This is a genomic window from Paeniglutamicibacter gangotriensis Lz1y (assembly GCF_000348945.1).
GTDB classification, from domain to species: Bacteria; Actinomycetota; Actinomycetes; order Actinomycetales; family Micrococcaceae; genus Paeniglutamicibacter; species Paeniglutamicibacter gangotriensis.
The window spans coordinates 36,802-56,428 of record NZ_AOCK01000001.1 but is presented as its reverse complement, the minus strand read 5'-3'; the positions used below and the strand labels follow the sequence as shown (position 1 = coordinate 56,428).

18 protein-coding genes and 1 tRNA gene are annotated in these 19,627 nt (G+C 65.0%); 10 read left to right on the top strand and 9 right to left on the bottom strand.

The annotated features are described in order from the left end of the window. Nucleotide 1: 1 nt before the first annotated feature. Entirely contained in the window at nt 2-484 is a 483-nt protein-coding gene (locus ADIAG_RS00275) for an FHA domain-containing protein FhaB/FipA (protein WP_007269264.1), read from the bottom strand. Beyond that, nucleotides 481-1,227, bottom strand: a complete 747-nt coding sequence (locus ADIAG_RS00270) for an FhaA domain-containing protein (RefSeq protein ID WP_007269263.1) — start codon at nt 1,225-1,227, stop codon at nt 481-483. The genes ADIAG_RS00275 and ADIAG_RS00270 overlap by 4 nt, the downstream gene beginning before the upstream one ends. Before the next feature lie 284 nt (nt 1,228-1,511). On the opposite strand from ADIAG_RS00270, the gene ADIAG_RS00265 reads away from it, so the two are divergent. Beyond that, nucleotides 1,512-1,595: transfer RNA gene (locus tag ADIAG_RS00265), tRNA-Leu, on the top strand. Between the two features lie 134 nt (nt 1,596-1,729). Here the strand turns inward: ADIAG_RS00265 and aqpZ are convergent. After that, nucleotides 1,730-2,515 (bottom strand): aquaporin Z, encoded by a 786-nt coding sequence (gene aqpZ, locus ADIAG_RS00260; protein WP_007269262.1) that lies wholly within the window; start codon nt 2,513-2,515, stop codon nt 1,730-1,732. A gap of 257 nt (nt 2,516-2,772) precedes the next feature. On the opposite strand from aqpZ, the gene ADIAG_RS00255 reads away from it, so the two are divergent. Together ADIAG_RS00255 and ADIAG_RS00250 are read left to right on the top strand one after the other, a co-directional pair. Beyond that, entirely contained in the window at nt 2,773-3,471 is a 699-nt protein-coding gene (locus ADIAG_RS00255; protein WP_007269261.1) for a dienelactone hydrolase family protein, read from the top strand. 62 nt (nt 3,472-3,533) lie between these two features. Continuing rightward, a complete protein-coding gene (locus ADIAG_RS00250; protein WP_007269260.1) occupies nt 3,534-3,965 on the top strand; it encodes a universal stress protein in 432 nt (143 codons plus the stop codon). A gap of 26 nt (nt 3,966-3,991) precedes the next feature. Here ADIAG_RS00250 and ADIAG_RS00245 read toward each other — a convergent pair whose 3' ends face one another. After that, on the bottom strand, nt 3,992-4,378 hold the full coding sequence (locus ADIAG_RS00245; RefSeq protein WP_007269259.1) for a DUF5997 family protein: 387 nt from the start codon (nt 4,376-4,378) through the stop codon (nt 3,992-3,994). Nucleotides 4,379-4,407: 29 nt separating this feature from the next. Here ADIAG_RS00245 and ADIAG_RS00240 point away from each other — a divergent pair, with 29 nt between their 5' ends. The 6 genes from ADIAG_RS00240 (at nt 4,408) to ADIAG_RS00215 (ending at nt 9,664) form a co-directional block, all read left to right on the top strand. After that, the gene (locus ADIAG_RS00240; protein WP_051059759.1) at nt 4,408-5,169 is read left to right on the top strand and encodes a substrate-binding domain-containing protein; all 762 of its coding nucleotides are present in this window, start codon (nt 4,408-4,410) and stop codon (nt 5,167-5,169) included. Between the two features lie 179 nt (nt 5,170-5,348). Further along, the gene (locus tag ADIAG_RS00235; RefSeq protein WP_007269257.1) at nt 5,349-6,158 is read left to right on the top strand and encodes an enoyl-CoA hydratase-related protein; all 810 of its coding nucleotides are present in this window, start codon (nt 5,349-5,351) and stop codon (nt 6,156-6,158) included. Beyond that, nucleotides 6,159-7,061, top strand: a complete 903-nt coding sequence (locus ADIAG_RS00230) for an alpha/beta hydrolase family protein (RefSeq protein ID WP_007269256.1) — start codon at nt 6,159-6,161, stop codon at nt 7,059-7,061. Between the two features lie 10 nt (nt 7,062-7,071). Then, nucleotides 7,072-7,983, top strand: coding sequence for a carbohydrate kinase family protein (locus ADIAG_RS00225; protein ID WP_007269255.1), 912 nt, complete (start codon nt 7,072-7,074; stop codon nt 7,981-7,983). A gap of 26 nt (nt 7,984-8,009) precedes the next feature. After that, on the top strand, nt 8,010-8,846 hold the full coding sequence (locus ADIAG_RS00220; protein ID WP_007269254.1) for an HAD hydrolase family protein: 837 nt from the start codon (nt 8,010-8,012) through the stop codon (nt 8,844-8,846). Then, nucleotides 8,843-9,664: a glycerophosphodiester phosphodiesterase family protein gene (locus tag ADIAG_RS00215; RefSeq protein ID WP_007269253.1), complete on the top strand. Its 822-nt coding sequence runs from the start codon at nt 8,843-8,845 to the stop codon at nt 9,662-9,664. Before ADIAG_RS00220 ends, ADIAG_RS00215 begins: the two co-directional genes overlap by 4 nt. A gap of 21 nt (nt 9,665-9,685) precedes the next feature. Here the strand turns inward: ADIAG_RS00215 and ADIAG_RS00210 are convergent, their stop codons facing one another. From ADIAG_RS00210 to ADIAG_RS00195, 4 genes are all read right to left on the bottom strand, one after another. Next, nucleotides 9,686-10,672, bottom strand: coding sequence for a hypothetical protein (locus ADIAG_RS00210; RefSeq protein WP_152425996.1), 987 nt, complete (start codon nt 10,670-10,672; stop codon nt 9,686-9,688). An 88-nt stretch (nt 10,673-10,760) separates the two neighbouring features. Next, nucleotides 10,761-11,723 (bottom strand): carbohydrate ABC transporter permease, encoded by a 963-nt coding sequence (locus ADIAG_RS00205; RefSeq protein ID WP_007269251.1) that lies wholly within the window; start codon nt 11,721-11,723, stop codon nt 10,761-10,763. After that, nucleotides 11,723-12,856, bottom strand: coding sequence for a carbohydrate ABC transporter permease (locus ADIAG_RS00200; RefSeq protein WP_007269250.1), 1,134 nt, complete (start codon nt 12,854-12,856; stop codon nt 11,723-11,725). The genes ADIAG_RS00205 and ADIAG_RS00200 overlap by 1 nt, the downstream gene beginning before the upstream one ends. Nucleotides 12,857-13,056: 200 nt before the next feature. Continuing rightward, nucleotides 13,057-14,394 (bottom strand): ABC transporter substrate-binding protein, encoded by a 1,338-nt coding sequence (locus ADIAG_RS00195; RefSeq protein WP_007269249.1) that lies wholly within the window; start codon nt 14,392-14,394, stop codon nt 13,057-13,059. 481 nt (nt 14,395-14,875) lie between these two features. Between ADIAG_RS00195 and ADIAG_RS00190 the strand changes: the two genes are divergently transcribed. Continuing rightward, complete coding sequence (locus ADIAG_RS00190) at nt 14,876-18,130, top strand: beta-phosphoglucomutase family hydrolase (protein ID WP_007269248.1); 3,255 nt, start codon at nt 14,876-14,878, stop codon at nt 18,128-18,130. A gap of 81 nt (nt 18,131-18,211) precedes the next feature. Here the strand turns inward: ADIAG_RS00190 and ADIAG_RS00185 are convergent, their stop codons facing one another. After that, on the bottom strand, nt 18,212-19,537 hold the full coding sequence (locus ADIAG_RS00185) for a uracil-xanthine permease family protein (protein WP_007269247.1): 1,326 nt from the start codon (nt 19,535-19,537) through the stop codon (nt 18,212-18,214). Nucleotides 19,538-19,627: the final 90 nt, after the last annotated feature.

Sequence of the window (19,627 nt, the reverse complement as noted above, 5' to 3'; positions counted from 1 at the left end):
TCTAGGGCCTCAACTCCATGACCGTCTTACCGATCCGGATCTTCTGGCCGAGTTCAACGGGCTGGGCGCGGGTCAACTGGGCTTCACCTAGGAATGTACCGTTGGTTGAACCAAGGTCCTCGATGAACCAACGGGTTCCTTGGGGGAAAAGACGAGCATGGCGCCCGGAGGCGTAGTCGTCGTCAAGCACAATGGTTGCTTCCTCGGCACGGCCCAGCAAGATCGGGCTCGCGGTGAGCTGGTGCTCGAGACCGGTAAGCGGCCCTTCCAAGATGGCAAGGGTGTTGGCCTGCTGTTTGGCCGGGGTTTCGGGTGGCGGCGCCAGCGAAGGGTCCTTGCGGATCTGCCGTGCCGTGGGGGCCCCCACGCGCGCCTTGCCGCCGATGGCTAGGTCGCGGCGCAGTGCGCCGACGATGCTCAGAATGAGCAGCCACAGCAATATGAGAAATCCGAGCCGCAGCACGGTGAACACTAGGTCGTTCACGCACGGTCTCCTTGTGTTTGGGGGAGGAGTCGGAATACGATGCGCGTTTGCCCCATGGCTATATTGGAGCCGTCGTGCAGCTCGGATTCCCCGACGATTTTCCTGCCGTTGACGTAGCTGCCGTTGGTTGAGCCCAGATCAACTGCCCAGGTTGAGGTTCCGCGCTGTTCGATCTTCAGGTGGCGACGCGAAACTCCCGGATCTTCGATGGGGATATCGGTGTCGGCCGAACGGCCCAGGACGATGTTGGGATGGTTCAAGGCAAAGCGTTGACCAGAAATATCCAACACCGGCTGCATCTTGGCTGCGGCGCGCGGGGGGGCTGGGGGTGCCGGCGGTGCGGCGGGGGCTTGCTGCGCCTCGGGGACTGAATCCTCCGAAGTCGATGCATCGATCTCGAAGCTTCCGGGCTTGAGTTCACTGTCCTTGCGAAAATTGACTTCAACGGCGCCCGTCAAGGTGTATCCCTGGCTTTTGGCGTGGTCTAGTGCTGTGGTGCATAACTCACGGGCCATCGGTGCGCCCCATTCGCGGGCACGGGCGAAATCGTCGTCGCCCAGACGAATGTTGAAGTGGTTCGGCGCGAGCGTGCGGGCCTGGGAGATGGTCAGCGACTTGGCGTCCATTTGGTTGCGCAAGCGTGTGGCGATCTCCACCGGCTTCACCTCGGCGCTGCCGGAGCCGCGGAAGACGCTGGTGACAAGCTTTTCAAGTCCGCGTTCAACGTTCTCGATGAGACCCATCGCTTCGCTCCCTTCCTGGTTCTAACGCGTGTTGTTACACGGTCGTTGGCATGGCGTCGCAGAGGCAGGTTGCCGTGCGCCTTGTTCGATACTACTTGCCTTGAATTTCAAGTGGTGCAAATTGTGGTGAAACCGGCTCCTTGAACTGCAACGAATGGCAGAGGCCAAAGGTTGCCAGATGGTGGCTCTGATCACAAGGACCGTTTCGATTAGTTGATCTGGGCAATCCGTGTATATGATTGTTATCGCTGTTGAAGTCATCGACGAAAACAGTAAGTGAATATGCGCGAGTGGCGGAATTGGTAGACGCGCTGGCTTCAGGTGCCAGTGCTCGCAAGGGCGTGGGGGTTCAAGTCCCCCTTCGCGCACATATATGGAAAGCAACCCCCCGGTCTCAGACCGGGGGGTTGCTTCTTTAAACACATCCCAAAGTGTGCGCCTGGATTCCAGGGAGTCGGTGTTCCCGCGCATTCTGTACGCGGGAACACCGAGTGCAACGTGCCTAGTCGTCGTTGGTAGTTGCCTCTTCAGGCAGGCGATCCATCTCAACCGCCATGGAGACTGCAGGGTTCGGGAAGAACAACGGGTAGGTGAGCCCGGCGATGGCTGCGCCAACTAACGGAGCGACGATGAACAGCCAGACCTGCCCCAGCGCCGCGGGGCCGGCAAACCATGCCACGCCCAGGGAACGGGCCGGATTGACGGAGGTATTGGTGATCGGGATGGCAACCAGGTGGATCAGGGTCAACGACAGACCGATGGAAATCCCGGCGAAACCCTTGGGTGCACGTCCGTCGGTGGATCCGAGGATCACGTAGAGGAAGATCGCGGTGAGGATGATTTCGGCAAGCAGCGCCGAAAGCATGGAGTATCCATCGGGGGAGCGGTCGGCGTATCCGTTGGTGGCGAAACCGGAAGCAACCGGGTCAAAGCCGTGTTTTCCGGTGGCGATGGCAAAGAGTGCCAGGCCTGCGACCGAGGCGCCCGCGATCTGGCTGATCCAGTATGACGGTACCGCCTTCCATTCGATGCGTCCGGCCAAGGCTGCACCGAAGGTGACCGCGGGATTGAAGTGGGCTCCGGAGATGTGGCCCACCGCGTAAACCATGACCAGAACAGTGAGGCCGAAGGCCAGGGCGACACCGAGGAAGCCGATGCCCATGTTGACGGTGTTTGAGGAAATTACCTTCGCGGAGAAGATTGCGGCGCCGCAACCTCCAAAGACGAGAACGCCAGTGCCGAGGAACTCGGCAGCCAAGCGCGAGGTCATACTCTGAGGTTGGGACATGGGTTGCTCCAAGATCTGCTCGGGTGCACTCTTTTGACGTAACCCACGCTAATACGGTTTTGACGGATTCGACCCACTCAAACATGGTTTCGCGGCCCGAATTGTGCCTGTGGGCTCCGTTTGCCCGGCCGAAGGCCCTGTATGTGATGGAAATACCGGCGATTCGGGGCCAACGGCCCCTCACCCATGCATAGACTGGAAGCGAATCGGGCTTTTTCAACAGGCAAGAAGCATGTATGACAGGAGCAGTCAGCTATATGGCGTCCCAGACACCGCACCAAAACGTTTCATTCCCCTCGGAAGGGCAGACCGCCCACGGTTACCTGGCGCTCCCCGCCGGTGGCACGGGGCCCGGAGTCATCGTCATCCAGGAATGGTGGGGCTTGACCGACCATATCCGCGACGTTGCCGACAGGCTGGCCGCAGAGGGCTTTGTGGCCTTGGCACCGGACCTCTTTGGGGGCTCGGTGGCCCACGACGGCGACGAGGCCGCCGAAATGATGTCCAAGCTGCCCGAGGAACTCGGTGCCCGGCTGCTGGCCGGAGCCGTTGACTACCTGCTGGGTCAGGAAGCTGTCACCAGCTCCACCGTGGGAACCGTCGGGTTCTGCATGGGCGGCGGGTTTGTGCTAGCGCTGGCCGCGCAGCAGGGCGAGAAGATCTCCGCGGCCGTCCCCTTCTATGGCGTCGGCCAAGGCGTCCCGGCGAGTTACGCGGGCGTGCGGGCCAAGATCCAGGGGCACTACGCCAACGAGGATTCCTCGTACCCGGTCGAAAAGGCCCATGCCCAAGAACAGCAGATCCGCGAGGAATCCGGAGCAGAAGTCACGTTCTTCTACTACGATGCACCTCACGCCTTCCACAACGACGAGAACCCGGCGGGCAACTACCGCGCCGATTCCGCGGAAGTGGCGTGGGGCAGAACCGTTGACTTCTTACGGCAGAATATTTCCTAACAAGTTTTTCACACCCAAAAATGGCCGGCACGTATCGGCCACATAACAAGGAGCGTCACAACATGGCAGAAACCATCATCGTCGGTGTTGACGGTAGCGAGACGGCACAGCGGGCAGCAGAACGTGCGGCACGCCTCGCCTCCAACATGGATGCAGAACTGGTCGTCGTCACGGCACACACCTCGGATAACACCGAAGTTGTGAAGATCGGCACCGATACTTGGATCCTTGACGACGCAGAGCAGGCCGGAAAGGTCGCCGAGCAGTGTGCGGCAGGCCTGCGCATCACCGAGCCGACCGCCAAGATCACCGCTACGGCAGCCCACGGCAAGCCGCAGGAAGTGTTGGTCTCCGAGGCCGAGCGCCTGAAGGCCACCCTCATTGTCGTCGGTAACGTCGGCATGAAGGGTCTGGGCCGCGTGCTTGGCTCCGTGGCCACCTCGGTGGCACACGCAGCCTCATGCGATGTCTACATCGTCAAGACGGTCAAGTAGTCACCGCACCCTAAAAAACTGGGTGGTTAGCTGCGGTCGCCTTTGGCGGCCGCAGCTTCACTCACTCGCTGGTCTTCGGCACGAACGGCGGCCAATGAGGCGCGCTCTTCCTGCAACCATGCCGGACGATCGGCCAGCAACGCCTCGATCTGTGCGGTGGTCAACGCCTCGGTGATTTCGGCGCGCGCCAAACCGGAGATCGAGACGTTCAGCTTGTGGGCAACTACCGGGCGCGGATGAGGGCCGTTGGCGCGCAAATCTTGCAGCCACTGCGGCGGGTTGGCCAGGAGCTCGTCGAACTGGGCACGCGTTACCGATCCCTCCTGGAATTCGGCCGGAGCTGCGGGCAGGTAGATGCCCAATTTCTTTGCGGCAGTCGCCGGCTTCATGTTCTGTGGGGTTTTCTCACTCATGTGCACAAGCGTACCGGTACGCTTGGGTGGTGAACGGACTAAAAATCGCCTATGTACCGGGTGTCACGCCCGGCAAATGGCTGACCAGGTGGAACGAACGGTATCCACAAAGCCCGCTGCAGGCCCTGCGCTACGACGGGGAGACGATTCTGGCGCGTCTGAACGCTGGACACAGTGACGTCGTCTTTGTTCGTTTTGCTACCGGCAGCTCCCCGAAAACTTCCGAAATACACGTCATCCCGCTCTACGACGAGTCCCTTGTCGTCTGTGCGGCCAAGGACCACGAGATTGAGCTGTACGACGGGCCCGTTCCGCTTGAGGACCTGTCCGAGGAAAATTTCCTAGACCTCGCGGACTATCCCGAATCTTCCGGCGGGACCGCCATGGCCATGGAGGTGTGTGCCTCCGGTGCGGGGTTGCTGGTGCTGCCACTGGCAGTCGCCCGCCTGCACCACCGCAAGGACGTGGTGCACCAGGAACTTTCCGGCCTCCCCACCACCAGCATCGGCATTGCCTGGCTGGCCCCGGTGGGGGACGAAGAGGACGACCCACTCATCGAGGAATTCATCGGGGTCGTCCGCGGGCGGAAGGAAAATTCATCCCGCCAAGCCTCGGTGGCCCAACGCCAGCAGGAACAGGCAGTCATAGCCCGCAAACAGCGCCAAACCAGCGCCGGCGAAGCTGCCAAAGCGGCGAAGACGGCCAAGTCAAAGAAGAAGTCGGCGGCCCGCGGTGCCAAACCAGGCGCCAAGCGCGGTGCGAAGCCGGCCTCCCGGGGTCGCAAGAACTGATCCGTGCCTTGATCCGTGCCCGGCACCCGGACCCGTCCTGCCCCGTTTCACCATGGGGACTAGGACGGGTTTTTGCGTCAGGCGACGTCGTCCGCCCGATGTAAGCACCGCGCGCCACCATGCCTGTGATGGGGCAAACATGAGACGCTGGTCGCAAAGCCAATCACAAGGGAGTGCACATGGATTTCGGGACTTACCAGACATTGCTCGTTGAGCAGCGCGACGAAGCGCTGCTGGTGACCATCAACCAGCCCGCGTCAATGAACGCGTTGGCCGCCGCAGTGGTCGAAGACCTCCACGCGCTCACCGGTGTGCTGGCCGACCTCGGCACCGACGCGAACTGGCCGGTGCGCGGGGTCATCATCACCGGCGCCGGAGAGAAGTCCTTCGTCGCCGGGGCCAACATCGTGGAAATGAACACCATGGACCCCGCGGCGGCCCTGGCCTACGGCAAGCGCATGCACGAGGTCACGCTGCGCCTCGAAGCCCTCCCGGTTCCCGTGATCGCCGCAGTCAACGGATTCGCCCTGGGCGGCGGCTGCGAACTGGCCATGGCCTGCGACTTCCTCTACGCCTCGGAAAACGCCAGCTTTGGCCAACCAGAGGTCAGCCTCGGATTGGTTCCCGGTTTTGGCGGCTCCGTGCGGTTGCAGCAGCGCGTGGGCATCGGCATGGCACGCGAATTGATCTACACCGGCCGACGCATCAAATCGGCCGAAGCATTGCGCATCGGGCTGGTCAACCGAGTGCTGGAAGACCCGGAGGCATTGCTGGAGGCTGCACTGGCCACGGTGGCCGAGATCGCCTCCAAGGCACCAACGGCCGTGGCCAACGTCAAGGACGCCATTAACGAGATCGCCGGGCTGAATGTGGTCGACGGCCTGGAGGCCGAGGCTCGTTCCTTCGTGAAGGCCTTCGAAACCGAGGACTCCGTGGTGGGCCGGGCGGCCTTCGTGGCCAAGACTGCCCCCGCGTTCCCGGGCCGCTAGGTGCCACCCGCCGCGCCCCCGGCGGGCACCTCGGCCCCACTGCGGCACGCCTATGGGCCGCATGCCAGCCAGTACGCCGAACTTCTGCTCCCCGCACGCCGGCTGCACCGCTTCGTCGCGGTGATCATCCACGGCGGCTTCTGGCGGCAGAGCTACGGCGCCGAACTCGGGCGCCCGCTGGCAGCGGATCTGGCCGCACGCGGCATCGTGTCCTGGAACCTGGAATACCGGCGCACCGCGGGCGGCGACGGCGGTACGCCACAGACCTTTGAGGATGTGGCGGCGGGTCTTGACGCGCTGAGCGCGGTCCTGGCCGCTGCGGGGATCGACGACGGTCCACGGATCGGACTGGGGCATTCGGCCGGAGGCCACCTGGCCTATTGGGCAGCGGGCCGCCCCCAGTTTCCCCAGGGTGCACCCGGTGCCCCGGGTGCCGGCGCGGGGCTCCTGCACGGTGTGGTGTCGCAGGCCGGAGTGCTGGACCTGCACTTGGCCCACCGGTTGGCCCTGAGCAACGATGCGGCCGGGGAGCTGCTGGGATCGGACCCGGAGACCGACCCCAGCACCTGGCTGCATGCGGACCCCGCCGCGGGTCCGCTGCCGCGGGTGCCGCTAGTGATGCTGCACGGCACCGCGGATGCGGACGTGCCGGTGTCGCTGGCCCGATCCTTCGCCAGCCGGGCCGCAGCTGCCGGTGCCCCGGTGTCCTATCAGGAGTTTTCCGGGGACCACTTCGGGCTGATCACCCCGGGGGACCCGGCCTGGGAATTGAGCGTTGCGGCGCTGCTGGAACTAGGCACCAGGGCCCCCACCGAGCAGGAGAGCATCCAGTCAACGGCATCCACTGCCGCGCCCGCGGCTACCGACCGGTATATTGATTGCGACACCCCACAACAACCATGAGGAGCCCGATGTGCTGACGGTCATAGGCGAAGCCTTGGTCGACGTGCTTTCCGGCGGGATCAGTGCGCCGCGGACCTTCGTCGGCGGTAGCCCGCTGAACGTCGCCGTCGGCCTGGCCAAGCTCGGGCACCCCACCACGTTCATCGGCCGCTGGGGCCGGGACGAGTACGGGGCGATGATTTCCGCATCCCTGGCGTCCAACGATGTGCACTACATTTGCGGCCCCGACGACGCCCCGACCTCCACCGCACGCGGGATCCTAGATCCCGTGGGTGCAGCCAGCTACACCTTCGACGTGCACTGGGACCTACCGGTGCTGCCCAGCAACACCCCGGCGCTGGCCGGCGCCCGGCTGGTACACACCGGATCACTGGCCACCCTGCTGGAACCCGGGGTCTCCAAGGTGCGCCGGCTCATCGAAGGCGCCCGTCCACACGCGACGATCTCCTACGACCCGAACATCAGGCCCTCGCTGATCACCGACCATGCCCGGGCCGTTACCGAGGTTGAGGGTTTTGTCGCCCTGGCCGATGTGGTGCGGGCCTCGGACTCGGACCTCGAATGGCTCTATCCGCACCGCAGCGCCAAACAAACCGCTGCCGCTTGGCTGGAACTTGGACCGGCGATGGTCGTGGCTACCTATGGTTCCGCGGGTCCGTGGGGCCTGGTGAAGGACGGCACCGCGCGTGTGGACGCCCCGGTAGTCGATGTGGCCGACACCGTCGGTGCCGGGGATTCGTTCATCTCCGCGATGATTTCCGCCCTGGAGACTCGCGACCTGCTGGGCAGTGCCAAGCGCGGCGCGCTGCACGCCCTGGACACCGACACCCTGGCGAGCATTCTTGAATATGCGGCCCGCGCAGCGGCCATCACCGTCTCGCGGCCCGGCGCCAACCCGCCGATGCGCGGCGAGATCGCCTGAGCATCCGAAAAGGGGCAACGGAGGAGATGAACTTGGACGTGCGGCTGGTCGCCAGTGACCTGGATGGAACCATCATCCGCGCTGACGGTTCCATCTCCGCGCGCACCATCGCGGCGTTCCGCGCCGCACGCGAGGCAGGGATCCACATCGTTTTTGTCACCGGGCGCCCGGTGCGCTGGCTGGAGCCGCTGCGCGCGGCCTTCGGTCACCTGGGCACGGTGATCTGCTCCAACGGGGCGGTGCTCTACGATCTGGAGGCCGAACGGCTGCTGAAGGCACAAACCATCGACTTGGTCACACTTAGGACCGTCCGATCACTGATCTTGGACGCCGAACCCAGCGCAAGCTTCGCCGCGGAAACCACCCTCGGGCTGCACCTGGGCCCCGGATTCGCCGAGCCCGGCCCGCATGCCGAACCCGGCAGGTTCCCCGAACTGGATTTGGATTCCGCGGCGTTGGGCGAAGACGGGGTGGTGAAATTCCTGGCCAAGTCCCGCACCCGGGACTCCGATGCGTTCATGGCCGCCGTCGCCAAAAAGATCAGCCCGCTGGTGTCCCTGACACATTCGGCGTTTAATGTCTCGTTGCTGGAAATGGGACACGTCGCGGTCGATAAGTCCGTCGCACTGGCCGCTTATGCCGCGGCACTGGGGATCGGTCCCGAGGCCGTAGCGGCGTTCGGAGACATGCCCAACGATGTTCAGATGCTCGCGTGGGCCGGGCACAGCTACGCGATGGCCTCAGGCCACCCCAGTGCGCACAGCGCCGCCGCCCATCGGGCGCCCGGGATCGAAGAGGACGGGGTCGCGGTGATCCTTGAGGAATTCCTGGCCCTCCGCAACCCGGAAATCCTGGCGCCATGATGATCCCCCGGGTTGGAAACGCCCCCTATCTGCGAAACATCGCCGGCGGTGAGCTGGCCGGGTTCCCGCTGGGTTTTTCCCACCGCGGTTTCGCCCCCGACGGTGAAGAAAACACCATCAAGGCCTTTGCCGCGGCCACGTCCCTGGGATTCGGCTACCTAGAAACCGATGTGCACGCCACCTCGGACGGGGTGCTGGTGGCGTTTCACGACGCTGACCTGGCCCGGCTCACCGGGGATCCGCGCAGCATCTCCGAATGCACCGCCGCCGAGCTGTCCACACTGACAGTGGCAGGGGAACCGATCCCCACCTTCGATCAGCTGCTGGAGACCTTCCCGGACGCTCACTTCAATGTGGATGTGAAGGAGCGCAGAGCTGCCGCACCGCTGGCCCGGGCGATCCAACACCACGGCGCCCGAAACCGCGTGCTGGTCGGCTCATTCAACGGCGGGCGCAGACGGGCCGTGGCACGGCTGCTGGGTGCGGGGCATGTTGTGGCCACAAGCCCCGGGGTGCTGGGCGTGGGGCTCGCAACGGCCCTGGGTTCCTTCATCCGGTACCCGCGCGCGCTGTTGGGCGACTTCGCGGCGCTGCAGGCCCCCGAGCGCCAGGGAATCGTGCCAGTGGCCGGGGAAAAGTTCATTGCCCACGCCCATGCCGCCGGGCTGCAGGTCCACGTGTGGGTCATTGATCAGGCGCCGGACATGCACCGGCTACTGGATCTGGGGGTCGACGGGATTATGAGCGATCACGCGGACGTGCTGGCCGCGGTGCTGACCGAACGCGGCTGCTGGCCGCAGAATGTCCACGGGTCCTAAGACCCCTGCAGGAGCCCCGAATCAGGCGTTGGCCAGCGAAGCCAAGGGTTCGAGCACCATCGGAGCCCAGCGGCGCAGCGAGGCCTCGTCGGCGTCGGCCAGCAGCTGCAACCAGGTCTCGTGGGTATGCAGCGGGGAGATCCGCAGCGCCGGTGCCACCAACGGGTACAGCTCATCGGGGCTCCCGTATTCCTCCCACGATGCCAAATACGCGGCGATGGCTTCCATGATCCGCGGGTCCTCGGGGGAACAACGGAAATCGATGCGCATCCGCTCGATCGGCCGGGCGAGCGAAGCGAAGGGGTGTGCCCAATGCGCGTCGCCGAGGTTCAAGATCCGTGGGGCACTGGTCGCATCGACCGGTGCGAAGACCCGACGCCTGTCGAAGGACCCGTGTTCCAGACTCAGCGGAATCGGGCCGGCGGACAGCTGTGCACAGGCCTCTTCGATGTCCTTGAAGGCAGAAAAGGCGTGGTCGGCGTCGCGTGCGGGGATACCCAGCGGGTGATCGGCGGGCAGCGAAGCGTGGAGCAGCAGGGCGTTGTTGAATTCATCGGGGATCCAGAGCGGGTCCAAAATCTGCAGGCCCGCGTCGAAGAGCACTTCCTCGGCATCGAGCAGCTCGCGCTGCAGTTCACCCAAGGCGCCCAGAGCCCTAGCCCACAGCTCGGGGGTGGTGGCCAGCGTTTCGAGCGTCGCCCCGTAATCGGGACAAAGCATCCAGCCGCGTTCCGGGTCGATGGCCAGTGGCATCACCAGGCGGTCGGGAACCAGTTCGGCGGCTACCGCGGTGAGCGGGGGCTCGAAGAGCTGACCCGGGGCCACCGCCTTGAAGAAGAGCAGCCCGGAATCCGTGTTGATCCGCAGATGAGTGGCACGGATCGATGAAACCGCAGGCTGAGGTGTGGATATGCGCTCAATGGAATATGCCTCGCAGGCCATGTCCACCCATTCGAGTACGTCTTTGAGCCAATCGTCCTGAGTCCACGTTTTTATCCACTGAGTCACACCTCCCATGGTAACCAGTCAAGCGTGGGCTTTGCTGGGAACGTGTTTCCCGGGCGGTTTCCCGCCCGGGACTGAGGAAACTGCTCTGTTACCCCTTGGCGGATCCTGCCATCAGTCCGCGCACGAAGTAGCGCTGCAGGGCGAAGAACACAATCAGCGGCACGATCATCGCCACAAACGCCCCGGCGGTGAGCAGGTGCCAATCCTGCCCGCGGCTGCCGGTGATCTCCGCCAGCAGCTTGGTGATCGGGGCGACGGCACCATCGGCGAAGATCAGTGCCACCAGCAGGTCGTTCCAGACCCAGAGGAACTGGAAGATGGAGAACGCCGCGATCGCCGGGGCGGTCAGCGGCAGGACGATGCGGAAGAAGATCTGCCCGTGGCTGGCCCCGTCCACTCGGGCCGCCTCGATGATCTCGTTGGGGATCTCGGCGATGAAGTTGTGCAAAAGGAAGATCGCCAGCGGCAGCCCGAAGATCGTGTGTGCGATCCACACCTGCGCATAGCCAGCCTGGCCGAAGGCCCCGATAAGTGGGACCCCGAAGAGTTCCCCGGCGGCGAAGAGCCGCAGCATCGGCACCAGCGCCATCTGGATGGGCACGATCTGGAGCGCGAAGACCAACACGAAGATCATGTCGCGTCCCGGGAAACGCATCCAGGCAAACGCGTAGGCGGCCATGGTGGCAATCACCAGCGGGATCACCGTGGCCGGCAGGGTGATGGCGATCGAGTTGATGAACGACCCTGCCATGGTCAACTGCGAGTTCCCTGCTTGCAGCACCGCGGTGTAGTTCTCGGTGGTGAAACCCCAGTTTTCAAAGAGCGTCCACCAGCCGGTGGTGCGCACCTGTTGGGCTGGGCGGAAGGAGGAGACCAGCAGGCCGATGGTCGGGATGGTCCACAGCGCGGCAATGACCAGGGCCGCCAGCGTGGCCCAGCGGTTGGTCAGCCGGCGCTTGGCCAGCGATGCGGCGGGCCTGCGGCCTCGCCGGGGCGTCTGTATGGCGGGCGCGGGCGGTGCGCCCACGGCTTGGGTGGCGGGGGTGGACATCAGCGCAGCTCCCTTTGCATCTTGATCTGCCGGGCGTTGTAGATGACGATGGGCATCACCATCACGAAGAGGATCACCGCGAACGCCGCGGAGCGTCCGGCCTCGAAGTTGCGGAACTGCGTATACATTTCGTTGGCGATCACCGAGGTGTCATTGGCGCCGGCGGTCATCGTCCGCACGATGTCAAAGACCTTCAGCGAGGCGATCGAGATGGTGGTCAGCACGACGACCAGCGAGGAGCGGATGCCCGGCAGCGTGACGTTGGCGAAGCGCTGCCAGGGACTGGCCCCGTCCAGCTCGGCGGCCTCCAATTGTTCGACGGGTACACCCTTGATCGCCGCGGAGAGGATCACCATCGCAAAACCGGTCTGCACCCAAATCAGCACCAAGATCAGCGCCAGGGTGTTCAACGGGGATTCCTGCAGGAACTGCACCGGCTCCCCGCCGAGCCAGACCAGGAGCTGATTCAGCAGCCCGATCTGTTCCCCGTCGGCCGGGCGCGCGGTATAGACGAAGCGCCAGATGATCGAGGCCCCGACAAACGAGATCGCCATCGGCATGAACACCATGATCTTGAAGAACTTTTCCCCGCGGGACTTGTCGATGAACACCGCGTAGGCCAGCCCGGCGATCGTGGACACGGCCGGGGCGATGAGCACCCAGAGCACCGTGTTCAGCACCGTGCGGACCCCCGCTGGCTGGGTGAAGATCCAGATGAAGTTCTCCATTCCCACGAATTCGGTGCCGCGGGAGTTCATGAACGACTGGATGGTGGTCTGGATCGTGGGGATTACCAGGCCCGCCACCAGCAACAGCAGCGCGGGGGAGAGGAAGCCGATGAGCGCGAAGAGGTATCCGGCGCCGTGCCGCGAGCGGTAGTCAAGCCAGAAGAGCAGTAGACCCAGGAAGCCTGCGGCGACGATGGCCCAGGTGTAGGAGTCGAGGATGGCGACCATACCCAAGGGGAAGGCCACGCAGGCGATGGCGCGGATGATGGTGTACTTCCGGCCGCCGCGCGGAGCCAGCTCGATCAGGAAGAGCAGCAGCGCCACCACGGCAAGGAACACCCCGATGATGACCGGGATCTGCGCCAGCGAGGGCAGGGTGCTGAGCCAATGCAGGAACGTTGTCATGATGCAGGTTTCCGGCCTTTCGCTGCGGCGCCGGCCCCGTGATCCGACCACCCCCGGAGGTCATTGATGGGGGCGGGCGGAGCGGGGCACGGTGGCCTGGGACGGCGTGCGTGGGATAGCTGGTGCCAAGGAGGGGCTGGCTGCCCCTCCGCGATGGTGCCGGGACCGCGGTGGGTGTCACCGCAGTCCCTGCACCAGTTCTACGATGAAGGCCAGCCGGCTTCGATCGCCTTGAGCACCGTGTCGGTGTCCGAGCCGTTGATCCAGTCGATCATGCCCTTCCAGAAGCTTCCCGCACCCACGGAGCCTGGCATCAGGTCGGAGGCATCGAAGCGGAAGGTGGTGGCAGGATCCTGCAGGATCTTCACGGCTTCCTGCAACAACGGGTCCGACGCGTTGGCCGGGTCAAGGCCCTTGTTGGCCGAGAGCACCCCGCCGAGCTTCACCCGCGAGTTGGCCCAGTCTGCACTGGCCAGGTATTCCTGGACCTTGATGACCGAGGGGTCGTCGCTGAAGGCGCCGACGATTTCGCCGCCGCCGGTGACGGAGTTCCCTTCGCCGTCCATCGACGGGGTTACGAAGCCCCAAATGTCGGCATCCGGGCCGACGGTACCGCCGGCGTCGGTGATGAATCCGCTGAAGAACGAGGCCTGGTGGTGCAGCGAGCAATCGCCGGAAACCAACACATCGGCCACATCTCCGAAGGCCGTGGCATTGATGGAAGCGATGTCGCCGTAGCCGGCGTTAACGTACTTCGGGTTCTTCAGGATTTTGCCGACCTCATCGAGAGCCGATTTGATCTGCGGGTCGGTGAACTTCACCTCGTTGTCCACCCACTGGTCATAGACCTCGGGCCCGGCCTGGCGCAACACCAGGTCCTCCACCCAGTCGGTTCCCGGCCAACCCGTGGCATCGCCCGAGCCGAAGCCCGCGCACCACGGTGCCTCGCCCTTGTCCTTTTCGATCTGCTCGGTCAAATCCAGCAGCCCCTGCCAGGTGGTGGGGACCTCGTAGCCCTTCTCCTTGAACTCGGCCGGGGAGTACCAGACCAAGCCCTTGACGCTGGCCATCAGCGGGGCGCCGTAGAGGGTTCCATCGACCGTGCCGTACTTGGCCCAGTCCTCGGACCAGCCCGAGGTGACCTGCTCTTTCACACCCTCCGAGGCCGGCTTTAGGAAGCCACGGGTGGCCAAATCGCCTAGCAGCCCCGGTTGCGGGAAGATCGCCAGGTCTGGGGCGTTTCCGCCCTGTGCGCGCACCGCGATCTGCGTCTCGAATTCCTTGGAAGACTCGTATTTGATCTTGATGTCGTTTTCCTTGGACCAGTCGGCCCAGGATTCTTCGAGCAACTCGGCCTCGGTATCGGCAATGGTGCCGTAGATCGTGACCTCCGACTTGCCCTTCGCTGCGCTCTCGTCGGTGTTCGCAGCACTTGTTTCCGGGGCACCTGGACCGCCGCCGCACCCGGTGAGCACCAAGGCTGCAACACCGAGGCCCGCCAGCGAGGCATACGCTCTCGCGCGTGGTGAAGTTTTCATCTTTCCTCCTGCTCGAGCGGGAGGCCTGGGCCGCCCGCGCATATCGGGAAGGGGAAATTCCAGTTGCGTCGGACCCGAGGCGCCGCGGTGGCCGCTTGCCGGCACCGTGGGTTCTGGCCCCACTTAGGTGCGCGAAAGTAGCCTCCCGAGGCCGGATCACCGTGTTGTTCCCCCATGAAGGCGGAGGGCCCCGCACCGCTTTCATGGTGATGAAGCTCTCCTACTGCCCATCATGTAGAGCCCGGGCGCGAATTTCAAGGGTTTGTCCAAATCGTGACAGAGCGGTGAATCCATAAGTGACGTGTGGCTTTGGGCTCTGAGCAGGGGGTCGAAGGCTCCGGGGGCACCACCCCGGGCCACCGGGCGCCGAAGCGACACGGCCGATACCCTCGGGGCGCTTCACGGGCGGGGGAGCCGGTGGTTAGGCTGGAGGCAACCGGCCTCTGGGCCCATCGTGCAACAGAAATGGGAAGCGAAGACCATGAGTGAAACACCCGGAACGACGGCCGCCTACCGGCGCCGTGACTTCAAGGCCGTCCTTTTTGACCTCGACGGGGTGCTGACTCCCACCGCCGAGGTCCACCGGGATGCCTGGGCTCAGCTCTTCGAAGCATTCTTCGCCGAGGCGGGGGTGACCCGCCCCTACACTCAGGAGGACTACTTCGCGCTGCTCGACGGTCGGCCCCGCTACGAGGGCGTCGCCGCGGTGCTGGAGGACCGCGGCATCACCCTGCCCTGGGGCCAAGGCGCCGATGCACCGGGCAGTTCCACCGTGTGTGCCCTGGGAAACCGGAAAAATGAGGTGTTCCGGGCGATCCTGGCCGAATCGGGCATTGCGCCGTACCCCGGGTCCGTGGACTACCTGCGCCAGGTGCAGGCCGCCGGGCTGGAGGTCGCGATCGTCTCTTCCTCACGCAACGCCGAGGACGTGCTGCAGGCCGCCGGGCTGCGTGATGAATTTTCCGTGGTGATGGGCGGGCAGCAGGCTGCGGCGCGCGGCTTGGCGGGCAAGCCCTCACCCGACACCTTCCTGGCCGCGGCCAGCGACCTGGGCTGGTCACCGAGTGAATGCGTGGTCTTCGAAGATGCGATCTCCGGGGTGCAGGCGGCCGCAGCCGGCGGCTTCGGGCTGGTGGTCGGGGTGGGGCGGGACCAACCCCCCGCCGCGCTGAGCGCGGCGGGGGCAGACCTGGTGATCTCGGACCTGGGCGAGATGGTCACCCAGGAGGCCCGTGAGGGCTTCGATCTCGATGCGTGGTCCTACACCCGGGTGCACCCCCGTCCCGTCGACCCGTCGGTGGAACAGACCATTTTTTCGCTGGGCAACGGGTTTTTGGGTATGCGCGGGGATTCGCTGGGCATCGGCGAATCCACCGAGGGGATGTTCATCAATGGGCTGCACGAGACTTGGAAGATCCGTCATGCCGAGTCCGCGTTCGGGCTGGCCGAGGCCGGGCAGACCATGGTCGCGGCCCCCGATGCGCGCACGGTGCGCGTCTACATCAACGACGAGGCCCTGGAAATCGGGCGCACCGAGATCCTCAAGGACGAGCTGCGGCTAGATTTCAAGGACGGCACGCTGATCTCCGACACCCTCTGGCGCACCGCCGAGGGCCACCGGGTGATGGTGCGCACCCGCTCCATGGTCTCCTTCTCCGAACGGCACCTGGCGCTATTCCGCATTACCGTGCGGCTGCTGGATGCCCCCGCGCACGTGTTTGTGCAGTCCGCGCTGATCGGCTCGTCTAATGCCCCGCCGGTGCCCACCCCCGCGGAGGCCGACGCCGGAGAAACCCCCTTTGACCCACGCAAATCGGTGCGCAGCGACGAGGAGTCGCTAATCCCGGGCGGAACCCTGGAACAGGACGGGATCGCGGCGCTGAGCTACTACGTGCGCGGCTCAAATATGTCGGTGTCAGCTGCGGTGTCACACGTGACACGCATTGCCGGGATGACCACCGACTTTACCGAGTCCGCAACGGTAAGTGACGAGCGTGTCGAGCACACCGTCTCGGCCTACCTGGAGAAGGATGAGGCCCTGCATATCGACAAATTCGCCTCTTTCCATTCCTCCCGGCGGCACGATACCGCGGAGATGACCAGCCGCTGCGTGCGCGCACTGAACCACCTGGTTCCGCGCGGCGCCGATGAACTATTCGCCGCCCAGCGCGAGTTCCTCACCAGGTTCTGGAATGATTCCGATGTGGTGGTGCACGCCGACCCGCTGCTGCAGCGCGCCATCCGCTGGAACATCTACGCCCTGGCCCAGGCCTCGGCGCGCTCCGACGGGCTGGGGATCTCCGCCAAGGGGGTCTCTGGCAACGGGTACTCGGGGCACTACTTCTGGGACACCGAAATCTACGTGTTGCCGTTTTTGACCTACACCAACCCGCAATGGGCGCGCAACGCACTGCGCGCCCGGGTCTCGATGATCCCGGCGGCTAGGCGGCGGGCGGCAACATTGAACGAGCACGGCATCCTCTTCCCGTGGCGCACCATCAACGGTGAGGAGGCCAGCGCCTACTACCCGGCAGGCACCGCGCAGTATCACATCAACGCGGACGTGGTGTATTCGCTGGCCCGCTATGTCTCCATGAGCGGGGACACCGGGCTGTTGCTCGGTGGCGGGGCGGAGATCGTGGTGGAGACCGCCAGACTGTGGAACTCGCTGGGGTTCTGGCGGCGCAGCCGCGAGGGACGCAGCTTCCACATCCACGGGGTCACCGGACCGGACGAGTACACCGCGGTAGTCAACGACAACACCTTCACCAACGTGATGGCCAGATTCAACCTGAACTACGCGGTGGAAACCTTGGGCTACCTGGGCCGCGAATTCCCCGAGGAACATGCACGCATCGTCGAGGAATTATCCATCGGGGACCGCGAGATGCACGACTGGGCCGATGCCGCCGCGGCGATGTTCATCCCGTTCTCCGAGTCGGTGGGCATCCACCCGCAGGATGCAGGGTTCCTGAACCGGGAGGTGTGGGATGTGCCGGGCACCGGGGCCGAGCACCGCCCGCTGCTCTTGCACTTCCACCCGCTGGTGATCTACCGGTTCCAGGTGCTGAAGCAGGCGGACACGGTGCTGGCGCTGTGGCTGCGTTCCTCGGACTTCACTGCGGAGCAGAAACGTGCCGACTTCGACTACTACGACCCGCTGACCACCGGGGACTCCACGCTCTCGGCCACCGTACAGGCGATCCTCGCCGCGGAGGTCGGGTACGCGGATTTGGCCTACGACTACTTCGAGCACGCGCTGAACGTGGATCTGCTGAATCTGCACGGCAATGCCGCCGACGGGGTGCATGTGGCCTCCACCGGCGGGGTGTGGGCCGCCCTGGTCTATGGGTTCGCCGGGCTGCGCGATGACACCGGTGAGTGGCACTTTGACCCGCGGCTGCCGGTGGGCTGGGAGGGGCTGGAATTCACGCTGCGCTACAACGAGAGCTCGGTGCACTTCCAGCTCAGCGTCGATGCCTTCACCGCCACGCTGCGCGATGGGGAAGCCGAGGTGGGCTTCTGGGTGCGCGGCGAGGCCTGCATCATCTCCCCGGATGCCCCGGTCATCACCGTGGCCCTCGACGGGCAGGGCCCGGTGGTTGAAGGCGAACCGGGGATCGAGGCGGTCTTTGCCTTGCAGCGCGACGACGGCTCGCCCCTGACCTCCAGCATCAGGAAGCTCACCGAGAAGGAAGAGCTGGCCAGCGAGCCACCGATCACCATCATCGGATAGCCGGAACCCGGTCAATCCGAAACAAAAAAACCGGGCGGGGCCCCCAAAGGGGGGCCCCGCCCGGTGCGTGGTGCCGTGCTGCTAGCCCAGATTGGAGGGCGAAGCACTGCCTGATTCCGCCGGCGCCACCGGCTCGGTGCCGCGCACCTTGGCGATGGAACTCATCAGGTGGAAGACCAGCAAGGTCGCTGCGGTGCCCAGCGCGATACCGCCGAAGCTCATGTTGCCCACGGAGAGCACGTTGTCGCCGTAGAGCGCGATGGCGATGATCAGCCCGGTGCCGGCGGTCATCAGGTTGATCGGGTTGGAGAAGTCGACCTTGTGCTGCACCCAGAGCCGTGCCCCGACGATCGCGATCATGCCGTAGAGCACGATGCCCGCGCCCCCGGCGACCCCGGGCGGGATGGTGTTGATCAGGACGCCGAACTTCGGCAGGAAGGCCACGGTGATGGCCACGGCTCCGGCGACCCAGTACGCGGCGGTCGAGTAGACGCGTGAGGAGGCCATGACCCCGATGTTCTCCGCATAGGTGGTGGTGCCCGAGCCGCCGCCCGCCCCGGCGATCATCGTGGCAGCGCCGTCGGCCATCAGTGCCCGGCCGTTGACGTCGTCAAGTTCCTTGCCGGTCATCAGTGCCACGGTCTTGACGTGTCCCACGTTCTCGGCGATCAGCACAAATACGACCGGCAGGAACAGGGTCAGGGTGTCCAGGTGGAAGGCGGGGGCGGCGAAGTCCGGCAGCCCGATCCAGGGTGCGTCGGTGATGGCCGAGAAGTCGACCTGGCCCTGCGCCCAGGCCACCAGGTAGCCCACGATGATGCCCAGCAGGATGGACAGGCGCCCCAGCATGCCCTTGAACAGCACCGTGGTGATGATAATGGCCAGCACCGTGGCGAAGGTGGTCAGCGGGACTTCGGTGATTTTATCCGTGGTGCTGGTGGCCAGATTCAGCCCGATCAGCGCGACGATGGTGCCCATGACCACCGGCGGCATCAGCGCGTGGATCCAGCCGGTTCCGGCCTTCTGCACGATCAGCCCCACGATGAACAGCGCGGCCCCGGCCATCACGATCCCGCCCAGCGCACCGCCCATCCCGTGTGTGGCCATGGCCCCGGTGACCGGTGCGATAAACGCGAAAGAAGAGCCCAGGTACGACGGCACCCGTCCGGCGGTGATGATCAAAAAGAGCAGCGTGCCGATGCCGGTGAACAGCAACGTGGTGGTGACCGGGAAGCCGGTGAGCGTGGGCACCAGCACGGTGGCGCCGAACATCGCCATGACGTGTTGTACGCCCACCCCGATGGTCTGCGGCCAGGCCAGGCGCTCGTCGGGGGCGACCACCGTTCCGGGGGTGATGGATTTGCCGTCGCCGTGCAGGCGCCAGCCGATGCCGAATCGGTTGCTCATAGGTGGTGCCTTCCGGGCGGGGGCGGGTGATGGACGGGGTATGCGCGGCGCACCACGCGAAACCCCCTCGTGCATTTTACCCGCATCGGG